Below are 18,232 nucleotides of genomic sequence, written 5' to 3'. Positions count from 1 at the left end.
TACGCGGTTCGGCCCACCCGACGGTACTCCCCCGGCCTCCGGCCGGCGGTGGGGGCACCTCCCGGCGCAGCCGGCGGAAGTGGCCCGGTCACACCTCTTCGGGAAGGTGCCCGACCCGGTTCTCCCACTTGGTGGAGAGCACGATGGTGGTACGGGTCCTCGCCACGCCCTTGGTGCCGGACAGCCTGCGGATGGTGTGTTCGAGCCCGTCCACGTCGCCGACCCGGACCTTGAGCATGTACGAGTCGTCGCCCGCGATGAACCAGCAGTCCTCGATCTCGTCCAGGTCCGACAGCCGCCGGGCCACCTCCTCGTGGTCGGCGGCGTCCGACAGCTGGAGCCCGACCAGCGCGGTCACCCCCAGGCCCATCGCGGCGGGGGCGACGGTCGCGCGGTAACCGGTGATCACGCCCGCCTGCTCCAGGCGGTTGATCCGATCGGTGACGCTCGGCCCGGACAGACCGACGAGCCGGCCCAGCTCGGCGTAGGACGCCCGGCCGTTCTCGCGCAACGCCTGAATGAGCTGCCTGTCCACCGCGTCCATCGGATTGGACCCTCCCGTTCGCCTGGTGACTGCGCTGTCAGGACACGAATCTAAGGCATGAAACGGTTCTTGCCCTGCGCATCTACACTTCGATGCCGCCGAACGACCCGTCGGAAGGCCCGTCGGAAGATCCGTGCGGTGTCCCGCCCGACGCCGCGTCCCGCTCACCCGACGCCCCGCCGAGCTCGCCCGTCCACCGCCGGTACAACCGGTGCGGCACGCCTGCCGCGTCCAGCACCCGCCCGGCCACGAAGTCCACCAGTTCCTGCGCCGTGGTGCCGCCGGCGTAGAACGCCGGTGAGGCGGGCAGCACCACCGCGCCCGCGTCGGCCAACGCGGTGAGCTGGCGCAGCGTCTGACCGCTCAACGGGGTCTCGCGCACCGCGACCACCAGCGGCCTGCGCTCCTTGAGCGTGACGCTCGCCGCGCGCTGCAACAGGTCCTTGGACAGGCCCAGCGCGACCCCGGCCACGCACGCGGTGCTGGCCGGCACGATCAGCATGCCCTTGGCCGGATACGAACCCGAGGACGGCCCGGCCGCGAGGTCGCCCGCGGGCCAGTACCGTACGGCCGCCAGGTCGGGGCCCGGGGCGAAGGCGTCCGGGCGGCCGTCGGCGCCGCGGGCCAGCCACCGCGCCAGGTCCTCCCGCCAGTGCGCGTCCCGCACCGCCGCCCCGGTCTCGTCGAGCAGGGTCAGCCGGGCGGCCCGGCTGACCACCAGGTCCACGCTCTCGCCGGCGGCCAGCAGCGCGCGCAGCACCGCCGCCGCGTACGGCGTGCCCGAGGCGCCGGAGACGCCGACGATCCACGGGGTGCGCCCACCGCGCCCCGGCGCCCCGCCGCCCACGCCCGCACCCCGGCCGGCGTCCGCGTCCGTCACGCCGTCCCTGCCGCCCACGTTGTCCACGTTGTCCATGTCGTCCCGGTCCGCGTCCTCCACGCGGTCGAGCGTAGCCGCGACCTGCGGAAGGCGCCGACCCGGGCAGGTTCGCCCGGGTCTCCACCGGTACGGACGGTTCCGGCCGATCGGCCCGAGCGGGACGGGAACCGCAGACGGTGTCGGCGGCGTCGTGCACACTGGAGAGCACTGAACCACGTGGGGACGTGGCGGGATTGGGGGGATTCGGTGGCGTACGGACGCATCGCGGCGTACACCGGCCGCAGGGGGGCGCTGCTCGCACCGCTGCGCGCCCGTGACCGGACCGCGTCCGCCACGGCCGGCAACCGGCTCGCCTCCGCCGCGGTGCTGATGGTGGCCTGGGTGTCGCTGCTGTGGGCCCTGGAGGTCGTCGACATGACGACCGGTCACCGGCTGGACAGCCTCGGCGTCCAGCCGCGCAAGGCCGGCGAGTTGGTGGACATCGTCCCCTCGGCGTTCATCCACTTCGGCTACGGGCACGTGGCGTCCAACACCCTGCCGCTACTGGTGCTCGGCTTCATCGCCGCGCTGCGGGGCATCGGCCGCTTCCTGGGCGTGGCCTTCGCCGTCATCGTCATCGACGGGCTCGGCGTCTGGGCGTTCTCCCCCGCGCACACCAACACCGCGGGCGCCTCCGGCCTGATCTTCGGCCTGTTCAGCTATCTGCTGGTGCGCGGCTTCGTCGACCGCCGCGCGCTGGAGTTGGTGGTGGGCCTGCTCGTCGGGGCGTACTACGGCACCTCCATCCTGTGGGGCGTGCTGCCGGTGCACACCGGCGTCTCCTGGCAGGGCCATCTCTTCGGCCTCGTCGGCGGGGTGGCCGCGGCCTACCTGTTCCGTGAACGGCCGGCCGAGGTGCGGGCCGGCGAACCACCGTACGGCGGCTGAGCGGTTGCCGGATTCCGGCAACCAACCGGCCGGCAACTCGCCCTGAACAACCCGGGTGATTCCACAGCGCCCGCACAGTTACGCTTCTGCTCCAGCTCGTCCACTTACCCACCCCTTTCCTAGGAGTTCGTCATCATCAGCATGCGCAAGGGCCTCGCCGCCGCCGGAGTGGTGGCCCTCATATCCGCCGGGTCCGCAGCGTGCGGTGCGGACAGCCCCGCCTCGCCGCAGGGAAAGGTGAGCGACGCCTTCCAGAAGCTCGGCAAGCAGAACACTGTCTCCGTCGACCTGGGCTTCAGCGGCACCTCCGCCCAGATCTACTCGGCCATGAAGAACGAGGACGGCTTCACGCAGGCCGACGCCGACCTGCTCGCCTCGCTGCACGTCACGATCGGCGGCAGCTCGCAGCAGTCGCTCAACCTGCTCGGCAAGAGCTTCGGCAAGGGCGCGGACGCCACCAAGGGCTCCTCCGCGGGCTTCCTGCTCTCCACCGACGGCCCGAGCGGCAAGAAGCTGATCGAGGTGCGCATGGTCGACCAGAAGGTCTACCTGCGGGCCGACATCCAGGGCCTGGAGAAGCTCGACACCAGCAAGTCCGACGGCGACTCCATCAACCAGTTCAACGAGCAGTACCTCAACGGCCTGACCAGCACGCCCGGTTCGGTGGCGTCGGCGCTCAAGGGCAAGTGGGTCAGCATCGACCCGACGGTGTGGAGCGCGTTCGTCAAGAGCGCCCTCGCCGCCCAGGGCGCGGACAGCGGTTCCGGCTCGACCACCCCGACGCTCGACCCGAAGACCCAGAACCAGGTCCTCGCCTCGCTGCGCGCCGCGCTGACGAAGGACGCCACCTTCGCCGACGCCGGCAAGAAGGGCGGCGCCGACCACATCACGGTCACCGTGCCCGCGCAGCAGTTCGCGAAGGACGTGGCCACGGGCGTCACCCCCGCGCTCAAGCAGATCCCCGGCATGAAGCAGTCCGACCTGGACAGCATGCAGAAGGCCGAGGGCGTGCCGAACAAGAAGGTCGCGGCCGACGTCGCCATCAAGGACGGCAAGATCGAGTCGATCACCTTCGACATCCACCAGTTGGACAGCCAGTCCACCGGTCCGCTGCCGCTGACCATCGGGTTCAAGGGCAGCGCGGCGCCGATCTCCGCGCCGAGCGGCGCGGTCGCGCTCAACCCGCAGGACGTGGTGAGCGCGATCATGAAGCAGTTCGGCGGCGACGACTCGGACAACTCGATGTTCTGAGAGCGGCCCCACCCGCGCCGCACGACGCCCGCCCGGTGAGGCGTGCCGTGTGGCGCGGGCCGCGAGACGCGTGACGTAGGACGGCGACGGCCCCGGCGGATCACACCCTCCCGCCGGGGCCGTTCGCATGTCCGTTTGCCCGCTACCAGCCCAGGCCGCGCGCGATCAGGTCGAACAGCGCGAAGACGAAGAGTGTGATGCCGATGACGCCGTTCACCGTGAAGAACGCCCGGTTCAGCCGGCTCAGGTCGTGCGGCTTGACGATCGAGTGCTCGTAGACGAACGCGCCGGCCACGATCGCCATGCCCACCCACCAGAAGCCGCCCGCGCCGGTCGTGGCGCCGTACCAGACCAGCAGCGCGGTGGTGATCACATGGCAGACCCGCGCCCCGTACAGCGCCGCCGGGATGCCGAACCGGGCCGGCACCGACTTCACGCCGTGCGCCCGGTCCGCGGCCACGTCCTGGCTGCCGAAGATCAGGTCGAACCCGCCGATCCACACCCCGACCGCCAGCCCCAGCACGACCGCGTGCCAGTCCCAGGAGCCGGTCACCGCGAGCCACGCGCCGATCGGCCCCATCGCCTGCGCGACACCCAGGATCGCGTGCGGGAAGTTGGTGAACCGCTTGCCGTACGGGTAGACCACCATCGGCACCACCGCGACCGGCGCCAGCGCCAGACACAGCGGGTTGAGCAGCGTGGCGGCGCCGAGGAAGACCACCACGGCCGCCAGCGCCCCGGTCCACGCCGAGCGCACCGACAGCGCGCCGGTGACCAGTTCGCGCTTGGCGGTGCGCGGGTTGCGGGCGTCGATCTCCCGGTCGATGATCCGGTTGCAGGCCATCGCGAAGGTCCGCAGGCCCACCATCGCCACCGTCACCAGCAGCAGTTGGCGCCAGTGCACGCTGTGGCTCTCGCGGAACATCGCGGTCAGCGCGGCGATGTACGCGAACGGCAGCGCGAAGACCGAGTGCTCGATCATCACCAGCCGCAGAAAGGCCCGCACCCTGCTGTCGGGCCGCGGCTCCGACTCGAACAGATCCGGCGTCGTGGCACTCACGCCTTCCCTCCGTTCTCCCCCAGCGCTGCCGCCTGGGTGGGGGTGCCCCCGGCGGAGCCAGGGGGAGTACCCCCACCGCCCGCTCGGCACGAAAGTGCGGGTCTCGTCTTCGGCAGCCGCCCGGCGGCCTCGCGCGTGTCGCTCACCATCCGTACTCCTTCCACCGTTTCGTCACGAGATCCGCCGTCTGCGGGTCGGAGAGCACCATCTCCGGCCAGCCGCCGTCACGGGTGTAGCCCTCCTCCGGCAGCTTACGGGTCGCGTCGATGCCGGCCTTGCCGCCCCAGAACTGCTGGTACGACGAGTGGTCGAGGTGGTCGACCGGGCCCTCCACCACCGTCAGGTCGCGGGAGTAGTCGGTGTTGCCGAACGCCCGCCAGGCGACCTCGTGCAGGTCGTGCACATCACAGTCGGCGTCCACCACCACGATCAGCTTGGTGAGCGACATCATGTGGGCGCCCCACACCGCGTGCATCGTCTTCTGCGCGTGCTTGGGGTACTTCTTGTCGATCGAGACGATCGCGCAGTTGTGGAAGCCGCCCGCCTCCGGCAGGTGGTAGTCCACGATGTCCGGCACGATGATCTTCAGCAGCGGCAGGAAGAACCGCTCGGTGGCCCGCCCCAGCGGCCCGTCCTCGGTCGGCGGCCGGCCGACCACGATCGACTGGAACACCGGCCGCTTCCGCATCGTCACGCAGTCGATGGTCAGCGCCGGGAACGGCTCCTGCGGGGTGTAGAAGCCGGTGTGGTCGCCGAACGGCCCCTCCGGCAGCGTCTTCCCGGGCTCCAGCCAGCCCTCCAGCACCACCTCGGCGTGCGCGGGCACCTGGAGCGGCACCGTCTTGCAGTCCACCATCTCCACCCGCTTGCCCTGCACGAACCCGGCGAAAAGGTACTCGTCGATGTCGCCGGGCAGCGGCGCGGTCGAGGCGTAGGTCACCGCGGGCGGGCAGCCGAACGCGATCGCCACCGGCAGCCGCTCGCCGCGCCGCTGGGCGACCTGGTAGTGGTTGCGGCTGTCCTTGTGGATCTGCCAGTGCATCCCGATGGTGCGCCGGTCGTGCCGCTGGAGCCGGTACAGGCCGAGGTTGCGCACCCCGCTGACCGGGTCCTTGGTGTGGGTCAGGCCGAGGTTGAAGAAGGACCCGCCGTCCTGCGGCCAGGTGAACAGCGCGGGCAGCCGGTCCAGGTCCACGTCGTCGCCGGTGAGCACGACCTCCTGCACCGGGCCGTCCTTCACCTTCTTCGGCGGCACGTGCACCATTCCGGCGAGCTTGCCGAACGCCTCCCGCACGCCGACGAACCCGTGCGGCAGCTCCGGTTTGAGCAGCCCGCCGATCTTCTCCCCGATGTCGGCGTACGACGTCAGGCCCAGCGCCTTCAGCAGCCGCCGGTCGGTGCCGTACACGTTCATCGCCAGCGGGGCGACCGAGCCGCGCACGTTCTCGAAGAGCAGCGCGGGGCCACCGGCCTTGTTCACCCGGTCGGTGATCTCCCCGACTTCGAGGTACGGGTCCACCTCGGCGGTGATCCGCTTGAGGTCGCCGTCCTTCTCCAGTGCCCTCAGCAGCGAGCGGAGATCGTCGTAAGCCATGCGGTCAGTCTTCCACCCCGTGGCGGCGGTACGCGGCCGGGCCGCCGGACGCCGGACGCCAGGACGTAACCTGGGTGGGGTCAAGGATTGGTCAACATGGTGCCGGGGTTCTCGAAATGACGCGCTACATGCCGTTCCTGCTGGTGATCGCGGTATGGATATACGCGTTCGTGGACTGCCTCGGCACGCCGGACCGGCAGGTGCGCGGCCTGCCGAAGGTGGTCTGGCTGCTGATCGTGCTCTTCTTCGGCGAGATCCTGATCGGCCCGCTGGCCTGGCTGGCGCTGGGCAAGCGGCGGGTGCCGGGCCCGCGCGGCGCGGTCCGGCCCACGTGGGGGCCTGAGCTGTCCCGCCCGGCCGAGCGCCGGCCGCTGGACGGCCAGTTGCTCGAGGCACCGCGGGAGGACTGGGTGCCGCCGGACGACAACCCCGAGTTCCTGCGCTCGCTCGCCGAGCTGAACCGGCAGAAGCGCGGGGACGGCACGGCCCCCTCCCCCGAAGGCGAGTGAGCCGTACCGTCCCGATGAGCGGTACGCCGCGAGGCGAGCTTCGTCACACCCCGGCGTAGGAGTGCTTGCCGGTCACGAAGATGTTCACGCCGTAGTAGTTGAACAGGAAGCACGCGAAGGCGACCAGCGCCAGGTACGCGGCCTTGCGGCCCTTCCACCCGGCGGTCGCGCGGGCGTGCAGGTAACCGGCGTACACCACCCACGTGATGAACGACCAGGTCTCCTTCGGGTCCCACTCCCAGTAGTGGCCCCACGCGGCCTGCGCCCAGATCGCGCCCGCGATGATGGTGAACGTCCACAGCGGGAAGACCAGCGCGTTCATCCGGTACGCGAACTTGTCCAGGCTCGCGGCGGCCGGCAGCCGCCGCATGATGTCGCCCCAGCGGTTGTCCTGCGCCCGCCCGGCCAGCAGCGCCACCTCGTAGTGGTCGCGGAACAGGTAGAGCAGCGTGCCGACGGCCGCGAGGTAGAACACCGCGCCGGAGATGATCGCGCAGGACACGTGAATCCACAGCCAGTACGAGTGCAGCGCCGGCACCAGCTGCTCGCTGGAGGTGTAGAGCACCGACAGCGCCAGGCCCAGGTCGAGCAGCACCGACGTGGTCAGGAAGAGCCCGATCCAGCGGACGTTCTTCTTCAGCACCAGCAGCAGCAGGTACGCGCCGACCGCCACCGCGCCGAACGTGGTGGAGAACTCGTACATGTTGCCCCACGGCGCGCGCTGCACCGAGGCGGCCCGGAAGGCGACGCCGCTGACGTGCAGCAGCCACGCCAGGGCGGTGAAGGAGATCGCGATCCTGCCGTACAGGTCGCCCTTGTCGTTGTCGCCCGCGGCGCCCGGGCCGTCCGCGATGTCGCGGTCGCTGGCGGAGGAGCGGGTGACGACCTTGGGGCGCTCCAGCGTGGTGGTGCCGCCCGCCGAGCGCACCGCCACCGCGGGCGCGGCCGCTTCCTGGGCCGCCTCCCGGGTGAGCGCGGCCGACTGCACGGCGATCTTGCTGCGGCCGCCGAAGACCCACTCCGCGAGGTGCGCGAGGAAGGCCAGCGCGTACACGAACATGGCCGAGCGGATCAGGTAGTTGCTGTAGTTCGCGAAGTTCTCGTTGACCGCGGCCGCGAGGTTCACGCGCGGGCTCCTTCGTCGTCGGGCGGGGTTTGCGGTTCGTCGGGGGCGTTCGAGGCGCCGGACCCGGATACGGTCCCGGGTGTGGCCTCGTCGGCGGTATCGGAGGGGCGCTCGGACGCGGACCCGGTGGCCGGATCGGCAGCGGAGCCGTCGGCCGGCTCGGAATCCGACTCGGCGGCCGGCTCGGGGTCGTCGGTCCGCGCGGCGGCGGATCTGACCGGGGCGGCCGGTTGGAGCTGGTCGACGAGTTCGCCCAACTCGTCGGCGATCCTGGCCGACTCGCTGCGGCCGAGGCCGCCCATCTCGACCAGGGTGCCGCGGTCGGACGGCACCGCCCGCACCCAGATCCGGCGCCGCTGGATGAACAGCGACCCCATCAGGCCGAGGATCGCGACGATGCCGCTGACCAGTGCCAGCTCGTTGCCGGACTGGTGGGAGATGCTGAAGCTGGCCCAGCGCTTGACCCCGTCGAACTCCAGGGTGCCGGCGCCGCCGGGCAGGTCCATGGAGTCGCCCGGGCCGAGCGCGACGCCGTTCACACCGGTCTTGGTGTTCAGCTTGAACTGCTTCATGTGCGTGGTGTCGAGCTGGTAGACGTTCTGCGCGATGCCGGAGTCCAGGCCGAGGTCGCCGTGGTAGGCGTTGAGCCACAGGATCGGCTGCAGTTCGCCGGGGAAGAGCGACATCGGGCCGCGCGAGGTGTCACCGGTCGGCGTGAAGTAGCCCTCGAACGCGAGCTGGTCGGGCTTGCCGTTCTTGCCCATCGCGTCCGGGACCTTGATCACACCGGTCGAGGTCAGGTTGGCGTCCTGCGGCAGGAACGGCACCGGGCCCTGGTAGGCGACATTGCCCTGGGCGTCCTTGACGGTGACCACGGGCGCGTAGCCGTGCGAGATCAGGTACACCTTCTCGCCGCCGATGTTCAGCGGGTGGTTGGTGGAGATCGTGCCCTTCGTGGTGTGCGCGCCGCTGGTGCCGCTCCAGTAGTGGATGTTCGCCTGGAACTTCAGCGCGGTGCCGCGCTCCGGGCCGCTGGTGGCGTACTGGTCGTCGAAGCTGTCCAGCGTGAAGCCGAACGGCTTGAGGTCGTCGGCGCCGTAGAGCGTGCCACCGGAGAAGTCGTCGTACTGGGTGAGGTTGTTGACGAAGCCGTCCTGGCCCTCGACGACCAGCTTGCCGCCGGACGCCGCGTTCAGCGAGGTCCAGGCGAAGCCGATCAGCAGGCCGAACAGGGCCACGTGGAAGCACAGGTTGCCGGCCTCCCGCAGATAGCCCTTCTCGGCGGCCACCGAGGTGCCGGTGGCGTTGACCCGGAACCGCCGCCCGCGCAGCGCCTTCCGGGCCGCCTGCGCGACCTGCTCCGGGCTCGCGTCGGTGTGCCAGGTGCTGTACGCGGGCAGCCGGACCAGGTGCCGCGGCGCGGCCGGCGGCTTGGCCCGCAACTGCCCGACGAACTGCCAGCTGCGCGGCACGATGCAGCCGGCCAGCGAGATGAACAGCAGTATGTAGATCGCCGAGAACCACGGCGAACCGTAGACGTGGAACAGGTCCAGCTTGGAGTACAGCGGGCTGATGTCCGGGTGCGCCTTCTTGAACGCCGCGACCTTCAGCTCGTCGCTGTGCTGCGGGATCAGCGAGCCGGGGATCGCGGCCAGCGACAGCATGAAGAGCAGGATCAGCGCGATCCGCATCGAGGTGAGCTGCCGCCACATCCAGCGCATCCAGCCGAGCACGCCGAGCGAGGGCCCGCTGGCCAGGGTGTCCACCGGCTGGGTGGACAGCTGCGCGCCCGCGGCACCGAGGCCGTCCTCGCCGCCGGTCTCCTCTTCCTGGATGCCGGGGTCCCGGTCCTCCCGGACGTCGGGGTCCCGGCCGGCGTCCGGCCCGGAGCCCTGGCCGGGGACACGGCCGTCGCTTGGCTTGTGCGTGATGCTCACGGTTCAGACCCCTGTGGAGAAGCCGCTGGACCAGATCTGCATCTGGTAGGTGATGTGGTCCCACACGCCGGTGACGAGCAGCACCCCGACGGCGACGAGCATGCCGCCGCCGATCCGCATGACCCACGCGTAGTGCCGCTTGACCCACCCGAAGGCGCCCAGCGTACGGCGGAAGGCCAGCGCGGCCACGATGAAGGGCACCCCGAGGCCCAGGCAGTAGAAGACCATCAGCAGCGCGCCGCGCCCGGCGCTGGCGTTGCTGAAGGCCAGCGACTGCACGGCGCCGAGCGTCGGTCCGACGCAGGGCGTCCAGCCCAGCCCGAACATGGCGCCGATCAGCGGGGCGCCGGCCAGCCCGACCCCGGGCCGGTAGTGGAAGCGGAACTCCCGCTGGGTGATGCCGCCGAGGATGCCCATGAAGGCGAGCCCGAGCACGATGGTGAGCGACCCGAAGACGCGGACCAGCAGTTGCCGGTGCTCCTGGAGTTCGGCGCCGAAGTTGCCGAACAGGGCGCCGCCGGAGACGAACACCGCGCTGAAGCCGAGCACGAACAGCAGCGACCCGGCGAACATCCGCCCGCGCCGGGCCTCGCCGAGGTCGCTGCCGGTGACGCCGGTCACGTAGGAGAGGTAGCCGGGCACGAGCGGCAGGACGCAGGGCGAGGCGAAGGAGATCAGCCCGGCGAACATCGCGATCGGTATGGCCGCGACGAGCGCTCCGGACGTCACCGTGTCCGCGCTGCCGGCCAGGAGGAGAGTGCCGCCCGCCACGTCACTTCTCCGCGGCGACGGGGTCGATCAGCTTGTGCAGCTGGTCCTCGGTGAGCGCGGCCAGCGCCCGTCCCGCGACCCGGCCCTGCCGGTCGATCACGAGGGTGGCCGGCAGGCTCTGCGGGTTGAGACTGCCCTTGGGGAACTTCAGGATCAGCTTGCCGTACGGGTCGTACAGGCTCGGGTAGGTGATGCCGAAGCGCTTGTCGAACCGGGCGGCGTTGGAACGGTCCAGGTCACGGGTGTTGATGCCGAGGAACTGGACGCCCTTGCCCGCCTCGGCCGTGGCGACCTTGGCCAGGTTGGGCGCCTCGGCCCGGCAGGGCGCGCACCACGACCCCCAGATGTTGACGACGACGACCTTGCCCTTGTACGCGGCGAGGCTGGTGGTGGCGCCGGCCACGGTCTTGCCGGACAGTTCCGGGGCGGGCTTGCGCTGGGCGGCCTTGACCATCGTGATGTCGCCGTTGCCACCGACGAAGTTGGAGTTGCCGGCGCCGGACGACGACGTGGACGAACTGCATGCGGCGAGCGTCAGCGCCAGCGCCACGGCTCCGGCCGGCGCGGCGGCGCGACGGAGCAGGCGGCGTCCGAAGGCGCACGGAGAACTCATGTGAAAAGTTTCGCATGGGCCCTCGGACGATCTTGCGCACCCCCCCCACCGTCAACCCCAAAGACGGCAATTGCCCCAAGTAAGGATGCGAGGGTCAGGTCGCCGACGGCACCGAGGGCGCGGCTCCGGTCGCGGGGGCGGCCCCGGTCGCGTCGGAGGCCGGCACCTGCCCGGTGAACTGCTTCCAGCCGCCGGGCGGCTGCCCGCCGACCTCCAGCTCGCGCAGCTTGGCCAGCATCGCCGGGTCCTGGGCGTCCAGCCAGTCGGTGAGCTGCTGGAAGGAGACCAGCCGCACGTCCTTGTAGCCGAGCGAGGCGATGTGCTGGAAGGCACCCTCGACGGCGTCCATGTAGATGCCGCCGTTCCAGTCCTCGAAGTGGTTGCCGATGTAGAAGGGCGCGCGGTTCGTCTCGTAGGCGCGCTGGAACCCGGCGACATACGAGGCGGTCGCCTGGCTGCGCCAGTACGGGTAGTTGCGCGGGTCGGACTTGGTGGCGGCGTGGGACTGGTTGGCGAGCATGTTGTAGTCCATCGACAGGACCTCGAACGTGTGCCCGGGGAACGGGATGAGCTGGAGCGGGAAGTTCCACAGGCCCTGCATCTTGTCCGGCCAGGTCTGGTTGCCGCCGGGGTTGCTGGTGTCGTAGCGCCAGCCGAGCGCGGCCGCGGTGGGCAGCAGGCTGTCCTGGCCGAGCAGGCAGGGGGTGCGGCCGCCCATCAGGGTCTTCTCGTAGTCGAACGGCAGCGGCTCGTCGTCGTGCCAGCCGGTGTTCGTCTTCCACTGGGTGACGAACGACACGGCCTGGTCGATCTCGCTCTTCCAGTCCGCCGGGGTCCAGCGGCCGACGCTGCCGGCGCCGGCGCAGAAGTGGCCGTTGAAGTGGGTGGCGATCTCGTGGCCGGCGTTCCACGCCTGCCGCAGGTTGTCGAGCGTCATCTTGATGTGGTCGTCGGCGAGGTACCCGATGTCGGAGGCGCCGAGCGGGCTGTTCGGCGGCGCGTACTGCAGCTTCTTGCCCTCCGGCAGCAGGTAGAGGCCGGAGAGGTTGAAGGTCATCTTGGCGCCGTGGTCGTCGGCGAGCTTGCGGAAGCGGGGGAAGAGGCCGTTGCCGATCTCGCCGGCGCCGTCCCAGGAGAAGACCACGAACTGCGGGGGCGTCTGGCCCGGCTCCAGCCGGTCCACCACGGGCTGGCCGGGCTGCGGGCCGGTGTCGGCGGTGGAGCCGTCGCCGATCAGCCGCACGGTCGTCGACGGGGCCTTCGCGCCACTCGCGCCGGAGTGCTCCCCCGTCTTGCGGGCACTCGGGGCGGAGCCCGAGGTGCCCCCCTCCTTGGCGCTGCAGCCCGCCACGGCGACACCCGCGGCGGCTCCGGCGGTGGTGGTCAACAGGGCCCTTCGGGTCATGGCACTCATGCGATCCCCGTCTCTCGGCGTCTGCGTTCTGCGTCTGCGTTCTGCGTCCGCGTCGTTGCCCCTCACCACTTCCTCGCGGTCATGGAGAAACGGGGGCTCTCCGCCGAATAGCCCACTTATGGGCTAAACAGATCACCTTAAAAGAGGCCTGGAGCTGGCATATGCGCGAGAAGGGTGCCAAGCAAAGGGGCACGGTGCCCCGACGGAAAGGGCAGCGAAAAGGGGCGCGGGGAGTAGCTCCCAGCGCCCCTTGCCTACGTGCGCACCCTCTTCCGTGACGGACCCGGGGTGCGCCTACCCGCCTACGCGCCCACCGAGCCCCTTACCGGCTTCGCGCCCGCCCGCAACCTCGCCGGGACCAGGTCGATCGCCGGCTCGCTGTAGCCGACGGAGACGATCTCGTCGCCCTGGAACGTGAAGCTGGTCACGCTCGCCAGCGTGCACTGCCGCTTCCGCGGGTCGTGCCACAACCTGCGCCGCTCCGCGTAGGACCGCACGATCCAGATCGGCAACTGGTGGCTGACGCACACCGCCTCGTGCCCGCGCGCGGCGTCCCGCGCCGCGCCCAACGCCGCCATCATCCGCACCACCTGGTCGACGTACGGCTCGCCCCAGCTCGGCCGGAACGGATTGGTGAGGTACTTCCAGTTCGCCGGCCGGCTCAGCGCGCCGTCGCCGACCCCGAAGGTCTTGCCCTCGAAGATGTTCGCCGCCTCGATCAGCCGCGGGTCGGTCGCGATGTCCAGCGAAAACGCCTTCGCGATCGGCGTCGCGGTCTCCTGCGCCCGCTCCAGCGGGGACGCGACGACGTGGCGGATGTCACGCCCCGACAGGTGGTCGGCGACCCGGTCGGCCATCTGCCGGCCGAGTTCGGAGAGGTGGTAGCCGGGCCGCCGCCCGTACAGCACCCCTTCGGGGTTGTGCACCTCGCCGTGGCGCATCAGGTGCACGACGGTCAGCTCGGTGGGATCGGCACTCATGCGTGGGCCTCCGCTGCGGCACGTGCGGCGGCGGGCAGCGCCGCGGCGATCCGCTGCACCGCCTGCTCGTCGTGTGCGGTCGACACGAACCAGGACTCGAACGCGGACGGCGGCAGGTAGACGCCCTGCGCCAGCATCGCGTGGAAGAAAGCGGTGAAACGGTACGCCTCCTGCTTCTTCGCGTCGTCGAAGTCCCGTACCTCGGCGTCGGTGAAGAAGACGGAGAACATGCTGCCCGCGGTCTGCACCCGGTGCGCGACGCCCTCCTTGTCCAGCGCGGCGCTCACCAGTTCGCGGATCTGCGCGGAGACCGCGTCGAGCCGGGTGTACGCGGCCGCGTCCAGCAGGCGGAGTTGGGCCAGCCCGGCGGCGGTGGCGACCGGGTTACCGGAGAGCGTGCCGGCCTGGTAGACCGGCCCGGCCGGGGCGAGCGCGGCCATCACGTCGGCGCGGCCACCGAAGGCCGCGGTCGGGAAGCCGCCGCCCATCACCTTGCCGAAGGTCATCAGGTCCGGGCGCACCCCGTCGATGCCGTACCAGCCGGCCGCGCTGACCCGGAAGCCGGTCATCACCTCGTCGGAGATGTAGAGGGCGCCCTCGGCCGCGCACAGTTCCTTGAGCCTCGCGTTGAAGCCGTCCCGCGGCGGCACGACGCCCATGTTGCCCGGCGACGCCTCGGTGATGACGCAGGCGATCTCTCCCGGGTGCGCGGCGAACGCGGCCCGCACGGCCTCGATGTCGTTGTACGGCAGCACGATGGTGTCGCCGGCCTGCGCGCCGGTCACCCCGGGGGTGTCCGGCAACCCGAAGGTGGCCACCCCGGAACCGGCGGCGGCCAGCAGCGCGTCCACATGACCGTGGTAGCAGCCGGCGAACTTCACCACCTTCGCGCGGCCGGTGAAGCCGCGGGCCAGCCGGATCGCCGACATCGTGGCCTCGGTGCCCGACGACACCAGGCGCACCTGCTCCAGCGGTTCGACCCGCGCCACCATCGCCTCGGCGAGCGCGACCTCGCCCTCGGTGGGCGTCCCGAAGGAAGTGCCCCCGACCACCGCCGCCTGCACGGCCGCGATCACCTCCGGGTGCGCGTGGCCGAGAATCATCGGTCCCCACGAGCAGACGAGGTCGACGTACTCGCGCCCGTCGGCGTCGGTCAGATACGGGCCCGCACCGGAGACCATGAACCGCGGCGTGCCGCCCACCGCGCGGAACGCCCGCACCGGGGAGTTCACGCCACCTGGGGTCACGGCCGCCGCGCGGTCGAAGAGTTCCTGGGACACTGGTGCTTCGTAGGGATAGCTCACAGGCACATGCTCTCAAACGACGGGCGTTGCGCCGCAACGTCTCGACCTCGCATCTGAGACGATGATCGGGTTGCATGGTTGGGTCGACGGATGGTCGGGTAGTGGAATGCAGCAGCGCGGTGGTGAACCGGGCGACGTGCCGGGCGATCGCGAGCCCGAAAACCCCCGTCCCACCGGCCGGCGACGCCGGCCCGCCGATCGCGTACCGCAGGAGAACGACGACTCCGGGGCTGACCACCCGGAACAGCGACCGACCGCAGAGGGCAGGAGCAGGGGTGGCCGAGTGGGGGTGACCTACAAGTACTTCGGCGCGCCCGACGGGGCCACGGCGGCCCGCGTCCCGATCTCCATGCGCCCGGAGGAACTCGGGGGGGACGAACTCGGCCAGGGCATGTACACCAAGGTCAAGCCGGAGACGATGGCCGCGATGGTGCTCACCGGCATCGAGGGCATACCTCCGTCGAAGGTCCCGCCGCTCGAACTCGTCGTCCTGCACCCGGATTACGCCGTGGTCCGGCTGCCCGCGTCCGTGGTCGACCCGCTGCGCACCGCCGACGAGGAGTCGTTGGGCGCCGCCGCCTTCATCTGGTCCACGGTGCCCGACCGGCGCGGCCCGCGCGACGCGTTCGTGATCTACCAGATGCTGCACGAATGGCAGGATTTCGCCCGCCGCTGCGAGGAGTCCGGCCACCAGCTCTACTGCCTGGTCTGGCCGTAGCACCTCCCCCTGGGGCCCGTCCGGGCCCCTTGGTCCGGCGGCGCGCTTCGCCCTCTTCGCCCGGTTTGCCGCTGGCGGATCACCGCAACGGCCTGGACACGCACAACACCCTTCCGGGGCAGGCGAGTCGGCGGCGCAGTCGGCGGGTGGAAGCCCCGGATCAGCGCTCGCGCGCCGCCGTTCCGTAGTGCGCGAAGAACGCCTCGGCCGCAGCGTCGACCGCCAACGGGTCGGCGCCCGTGGTGAGTTCCCACAGCAGGCCGCGGCTGGTGGCCAGCCACAGCAGCGCCTCGGCCCGGGCCCGGCCGGCGGGGACGCCCACCGCCCTTACCAGCGGCAGCAGTTCGTCGATCCACGGCTCGCGGGTCTCGTCCACGCCGGGCCGGCGGGCCCGCAGCGCGAACCCGACGCGGTACACCGGCCACATCCGCGGCTCGGCGAGGTGCCGCCACATCCGGCGCATCGTCGTACCCGGATCGGCGTCCTCGGCGCCGAAGGCCGCGAGGTGCGCCCGCTCGCGCCGCTCACACGCCTCGTACACCGCGACCAGCAGGCCCTCGCGCGAACCGAAGTGGTACAGCAGCAGCGAGTGGCCGACCCCGATCGCCCCGGCGAGCGAGCGCAGGCTCCCGTCGAGCCCCTCCCGGCCGGCGTCGCTCAGCAGGTGATCGAGCACGGCGCCGGTCAACTCGTCCTTCGCGCTCACATCCCTCACCCTACGTGACCGCGAGGGCTAGGGTGGGGGCGAGCGACTTGACCAAATGGTCAAGACAGTCGGACCCCGGGAGGCGGGCATGCGGTACGAGACGCACGTGCGGGTGGACGCGTCGGCGCAGACGGTGTGGGCGCTGCTGGCCGACCTCGGCGGCTGGCCACGGTGGACCCCCACGGTCACCGCGGCCGAGGTCCACGGCGCGGCCGAACTCGCCGTCGGCACGCCGGTCACCCTCAGCCAACCGGGCCGCCGCCCCACCACGTACACCGTCGACACCGTCGAGCCCGGCCGCCGCTTCCGCTGGAGCCGCAGCTCCGGCGGCGTCCGGCAGTGGGCCGACCACGTCGTCCGTCCCGACGGCGCGGACCGCTGCGAGGTCGTCCTCACCTTCGCCATGGAAGGCCCGGCCGGCGCCCTCCTCGGCCGCCTCGGCGCCACCACGATCCGCCGCATGGTCGACACCGAGGCCGCCTCCCTGAAGGCCGGCGCGGAGCGCGCCCCGGAGTGAGCCGCACCCCCGGGGCCGGGCGACCGTCCTTCGGCTAACCGGGCGGGGCGGCCGAGGAGTTCGGGGTGGCCGGAGCGGCCGGAGGGCTCGGGGTGCTCGGAGGGTTCGGGGGGTTCGGGACGCCGAGCAGTTCGTGGAAGGCCGGCCGCAGCATCGCGACGACCTGCTCCGGAGAGGCGTCCCGCAACCCGTCGAGCCCGAGCAGGTGCCGCCCGACGACCGAACCGATCATGATCGCGCCGACCAGCCCCGCCCGCAGGTCGGGCGCCTCCCCGTCGATCCGCTCGGCGGTGCGCCGCTGCTGCTCCAGCATCGCCTCGCGGGCCTCCACCACCGCCTCGGGACGGGTGAACATCGACCGCAGCACCGCCATCGCGTCGGTCGGCTCGTGCAACAGCTTGTCGGCGAGCGCGGCCAGCAGTTGCTCGGCGATCCCCTCGATCGTCTCGGCGGAGATGTCGTCCGGCGCCATCCGCGCGACCTGCTGGAAGAGCGCCTCCTTGGAACCGAAATAGCGCGTGACCAGGCTCGGATCGGTGTACGCCGCGGCGGCGATGGCCCGTACGGTGGCCCGCTCGTACCCGACCTCGGCGAACAGCCGGCGCGCGGCGGCGAGAATACGGGCCTCGGTGGCACGCCGCTGCTCGGCCCGCGTGGTCGTCCGGGCCGGGCCGGAGACCGAGTCGGAGTGAGAGGTGGAGGCCGAGTCGGAGGCGGTGGGCGGCGTATCCGGGGGCGTCACAGATTCAGCCTACACGCGTTGACCGAAGGGGAGGCGGCCGCTACCGTCGTTTGAGTCAACACGCGTTGCACGAAACGTGCCACGTCGTGCGGCCGAGGCGTGCCACGGCACACCGTTTCAGGCCATTCCGTACCGTGTTGCGCCGCGTCGCGCCCCCATGCGCCGCGGCCGGGCCCGTACCCCGGCCGCGGTCCGGCACCGGCACCGGCACCGGCACCGGCACCGGCACCCTGCCCGCCCGCTCTCGACTCCAGGAGACCGCCATGCCCCAGACCGTCCTGCTCAGCGCGTTCGCCGGGTTGATGGCCGCGAACGCGCTGCCGCACTTCGTCAGCGGCATCACCGGCCGCCCGTACCCGAGCGTGACGGGCAACGGGCCGGTGCCGAACGCGATCGGGGGCTGGGCGCTCTTCGTGATCGCCGGGCTGAGCCTGTACTGGGCCCGCCCCGGCGACCACCCCGGCGCGGCCTGCGTCGCGGCCGCGCTCGGGGCGCTGCCGATGGCCGTCTTCCACGCGGCGGGCGGTCCGGCCTGGGTGAACACCAGGTCCGGCCGCCCCAACCCGTAGGCAACTCGTAGGCACACCTGGGCAATCGGCCACCGGTCGCACGCGACCGCGGCCGCCCGGGGGGAGGGCC

The 18,232-nt window shown here is 71.5% G+C and carries 19 protein-coding genes; 6 read left to right on the top strand and 13 right to left on the bottom strand.

Going from position 1 to position 18,232, the window contains the following annotated elements; all coding sequences use genetic code 11:
- Positions 1 to 88: 88 nt before the first annotated feature.
- Both OG370_RS24620 and OG370_RS24615 read right to left on the bottom strand, forming a co-directional pair.
- A complete protein-coding gene (locus OG370_RS24620; RefSeq protein WP_328467791.1) occupies positions 89 to 544 on the bottom strand; it encodes an Lrp/AsnC family transcriptional regulator in 456 nt (151 codons plus the stop codon).
- A gap of 82 nt (positions 545 to 626) precedes the next feature.
- Complete coding sequence (locus tag OG370_RS24615) at positions 627 to 1,484, bottom strand: UbiX family flavin prenyltransferase (protein WP_328467789.1); 858 nt, start codon at positions 1,482 to 1,484, stop codon at positions 627 to 629.
- 309 nt (positions 1,485 to 1,793) lie between these two features.
- Here OG370_RS24615 and OG370_RS24610 point away from each other — a divergent pair, with 309 nt between their 5' ends.
- Together OG370_RS24610 and OG370_RS24605 are read left to right on the top strand one after the other, a co-directional pair.
- Positions 1,794 to 2,351 (top strand): rhomboid family intramembrane serine protease, encoded by a 558-nt coding sequence (locus OG370_RS24610; RefSeq protein WP_328474380.1) that lies wholly within the window; start codon positions 1,794 to 1,796, stop codon positions 2,349 to 2,351.
- Between the two features lie 141 nt (positions 2,352 to 2,492).
- Positions 2,493 to 3,602, top strand: coding sequence for a hypothetical protein (locus tag OG370_RS24605; protein WP_328467787.1), 1,110 nt, complete (start codon positions 2,493 to 2,495; stop codon positions 3,600 to 3,602).
- A 142-nt stretch (positions 3,603 to 3,744) separates the two neighbouring features.
- Here OG370_RS24605 and mqnP read toward each other — a convergent pair whose 3' ends face one another.
- On the bottom strand, positions 3,745 to 4,662 hold the full coding sequence (mqnP, locus tag OG370_RS24600; RefSeq protein WP_328467785.1) for a menaquinone biosynthesis prenyltransferase MqnP: 918 nt from the start codon (positions 4,660 to 4,662) through the stop codon (positions 3,745 to 3,747).
- A gap of 142 nt (positions 4,663 to 4,804) precedes the next feature.
- Positions 4,805 to 6,256 carry a menaquinone biosynthesis decarboxylase gene (locus tag OG370_RS24595; RefSeq protein ID WP_328467783.1) on the bottom strand — a complete coding sequence of 484 codons (1,452 nt, stop codon included), beginning with the start codon at positions 6,254 to 6,256 and terminating at the stop codon, positions 4,805 to 4,807.
- A gap of 116 nt (positions 6,257 to 6,372) precedes the next feature.
- Between OG370_RS24595 and OG370_RS24590 the strand changes: the two genes are divergently transcribed.
- Positions 6,373 to 6,765, top strand: a complete 393-nt coding sequence (locus OG370_RS24590) for a PLD nuclease N-terminal domain-containing protein (protein WP_328467781.1) — start codon at positions 6,373 to 6,375, stop codon at positions 6,763 to 6,765.
- Positions 6,766 to 6,808: 43 nt separating this feature from the next.
- Here the strand turns inward: OG370_RS24590 and ccsB are convergent, their stop codons facing one another.
- From ccsB to hemL, 7 genes are all read right to left on the bottom strand, one after another.
- Positions 6,809 to 7,891 (bottom strand): c-type cytochrome biogenesis protein CcsB, encoded by a 1,083-nt coding sequence (ccsB, locus tag OG370_RS24585; RefSeq protein ID WP_328467779.1) that lies wholly within the window; start codon positions 7,889 to 7,891, stop codon positions 6,809 to 6,811.
- Positions 7,888 to 9,726, bottom strand: a complete 1,839-nt coding sequence (locus tag OG370_RS24580) for a cytochrome c biogenesis protein ResB (protein WP_328474377.1) — start codon at positions 9,724 to 9,726, stop codon at positions 7,888 to 7,890. The genes ccsB and OG370_RS24580 overlap by 4 nt, the downstream gene beginning before the upstream one ends.
- Before the next feature lie 105 nt (positions 9,727 to 9,831).
- Positions 9,832 to 10,599 (bottom strand): cytochrome c biogenesis CcdA family protein, encoded by a 768-nt coding sequence (locus OG370_RS24575; RefSeq protein ID WP_328467777.1) that lies wholly within the window; start codon positions 10,597 to 10,599, stop codon positions 9,832 to 9,834.
- 1 nt (position 10,600) lies between these two features.
- Positions 10,601 to 11,212: a TlpA family protein disulfide reductase gene (locus OG370_RS24570; RefSeq protein WP_328467775.1), complete on the bottom strand. Its 612-nt coding sequence runs from the start codon at positions 11,210 to 11,212 to the stop codon at positions 10,601 to 10,603.
- 94 nt (positions 11,213 to 11,306) lie between these two features.
- A complete protein-coding gene (locus OG370_RS24565; protein ID WP_328467773.1) occupies positions 11,307 to 12,626 on the bottom strand; it encodes a hypothetical protein in 1,320 nt (439 codons plus the stop codon).
- A gap of 302 nt (positions 12,627 to 12,928) precedes the next feature.
- A complete protein-coding gene (locus OG370_RS24560; protein ID WP_328467771.1) occupies positions 12,929 to 13,606 on the bottom strand; it encodes a histidine phosphatase family protein in 678 nt (225 codons plus the stop codon).
- Positions 13,603 to 14,910, bottom strand: coding sequence for a glutamate-1-semialdehyde 2,1-aminomutase (hemL, locus tag OG370_RS24555; RefSeq protein WP_328467769.1), 1,308 nt, complete (start codon positions 14,908 to 14,910; stop codon positions 13,603 to 13,605). Before hemL ends, OG370_RS24560 begins: the two co-directional genes overlap by 4 nt.
- A 106-nt stretch (positions 14,911 to 15,016) precedes the next feature.
- Here hemL and OG370_RS24550 point away from each other — a divergent pair, with 106 nt between their 5' ends.
- Positions 15,017 to 15,628: a hypothetical protein gene (locus tag OG370_RS24550; RefSeq protein ID WP_328467766.1), complete on the top strand. Its 612-nt coding sequence runs from the start codon at positions 15,017 to 15,019 to the stop codon at positions 15,626 to 15,628.
- Between the two features lie 160 nt (positions 15,629 to 15,788).
- On the opposite strand, the gene OG370_RS24545 is transcribed toward OG370_RS24550, so the two are convergent.
- Positions 15,789 to 16,334 (bottom strand): TetR/AcrR family transcriptional regulator, encoded by a 546-nt coding sequence (locus tag OG370_RS24545; RefSeq protein ID WP_328467764.1) that lies wholly within the window; start codon positions 16,332 to 16,334, stop codon positions 15,789 to 15,791.
- 88 nt (positions 16,335 to 16,422) lie between these two features.
- Between OG370_RS24545 and OG370_RS24540 the strand changes: the two genes are divergently transcribed.
- A complete protein-coding gene (locus tag OG370_RS24540) occupies positions 16,423 to 16,851 on the top strand; it encodes an SRPBCC family protein (RefSeq protein ID WP_328467762.1) in 429 nt (142 codons plus the stop codon).
- A 34-nt stretch (positions 16,852 to 16,885) separates the two neighbouring features.
- Here OG370_RS24540 and OG370_RS24535 read toward each other — a convergent pair whose 3' ends face one another.
- Positions 16,886 to 17,593: a TetR family transcriptional regulator gene (locus tag OG370_RS24535; protein ID WP_328467760.1), complete on the bottom strand. Its 708-nt coding sequence runs from the start codon at positions 17,591 to 17,593 to the stop codon at positions 16,886 to 16,888.
- Positions 17,594 to 17,856: 263 nt separating this feature from the next.
- On the opposite strand from OG370_RS24535, the gene OG370_RS24530 reads away from it, so the two are divergent.
- The gene (locus tag OG370_RS24530; RefSeq protein WP_328467758.1) at positions 17,857 to 18,162 is read left to right on the top strand and encodes a hypothetical protein; all 306 of its coding nucleotides are present in this window, start codon (positions 17,857 to 17,859) and stop codon (positions 18,160 to 18,162) included.
- The last annotated feature ends 70 nt before the right edge of the window (positions 18,163 to 18,232 follow it).

This window comes from Streptomyces sp. NBC_00448, from assembly GCF_036014115.1.
In the GTDB taxonomy this organism is placed as follows: Bacteria; Actinomycetota; Actinomycetes; order Streptomycetales; family Streptomycetaceae; genus Actinacidiphila.
Note: the sequence above shows the minus strand (reverse complement) of the source record. Positions and strands in the feature narration are given on the sequence as shown.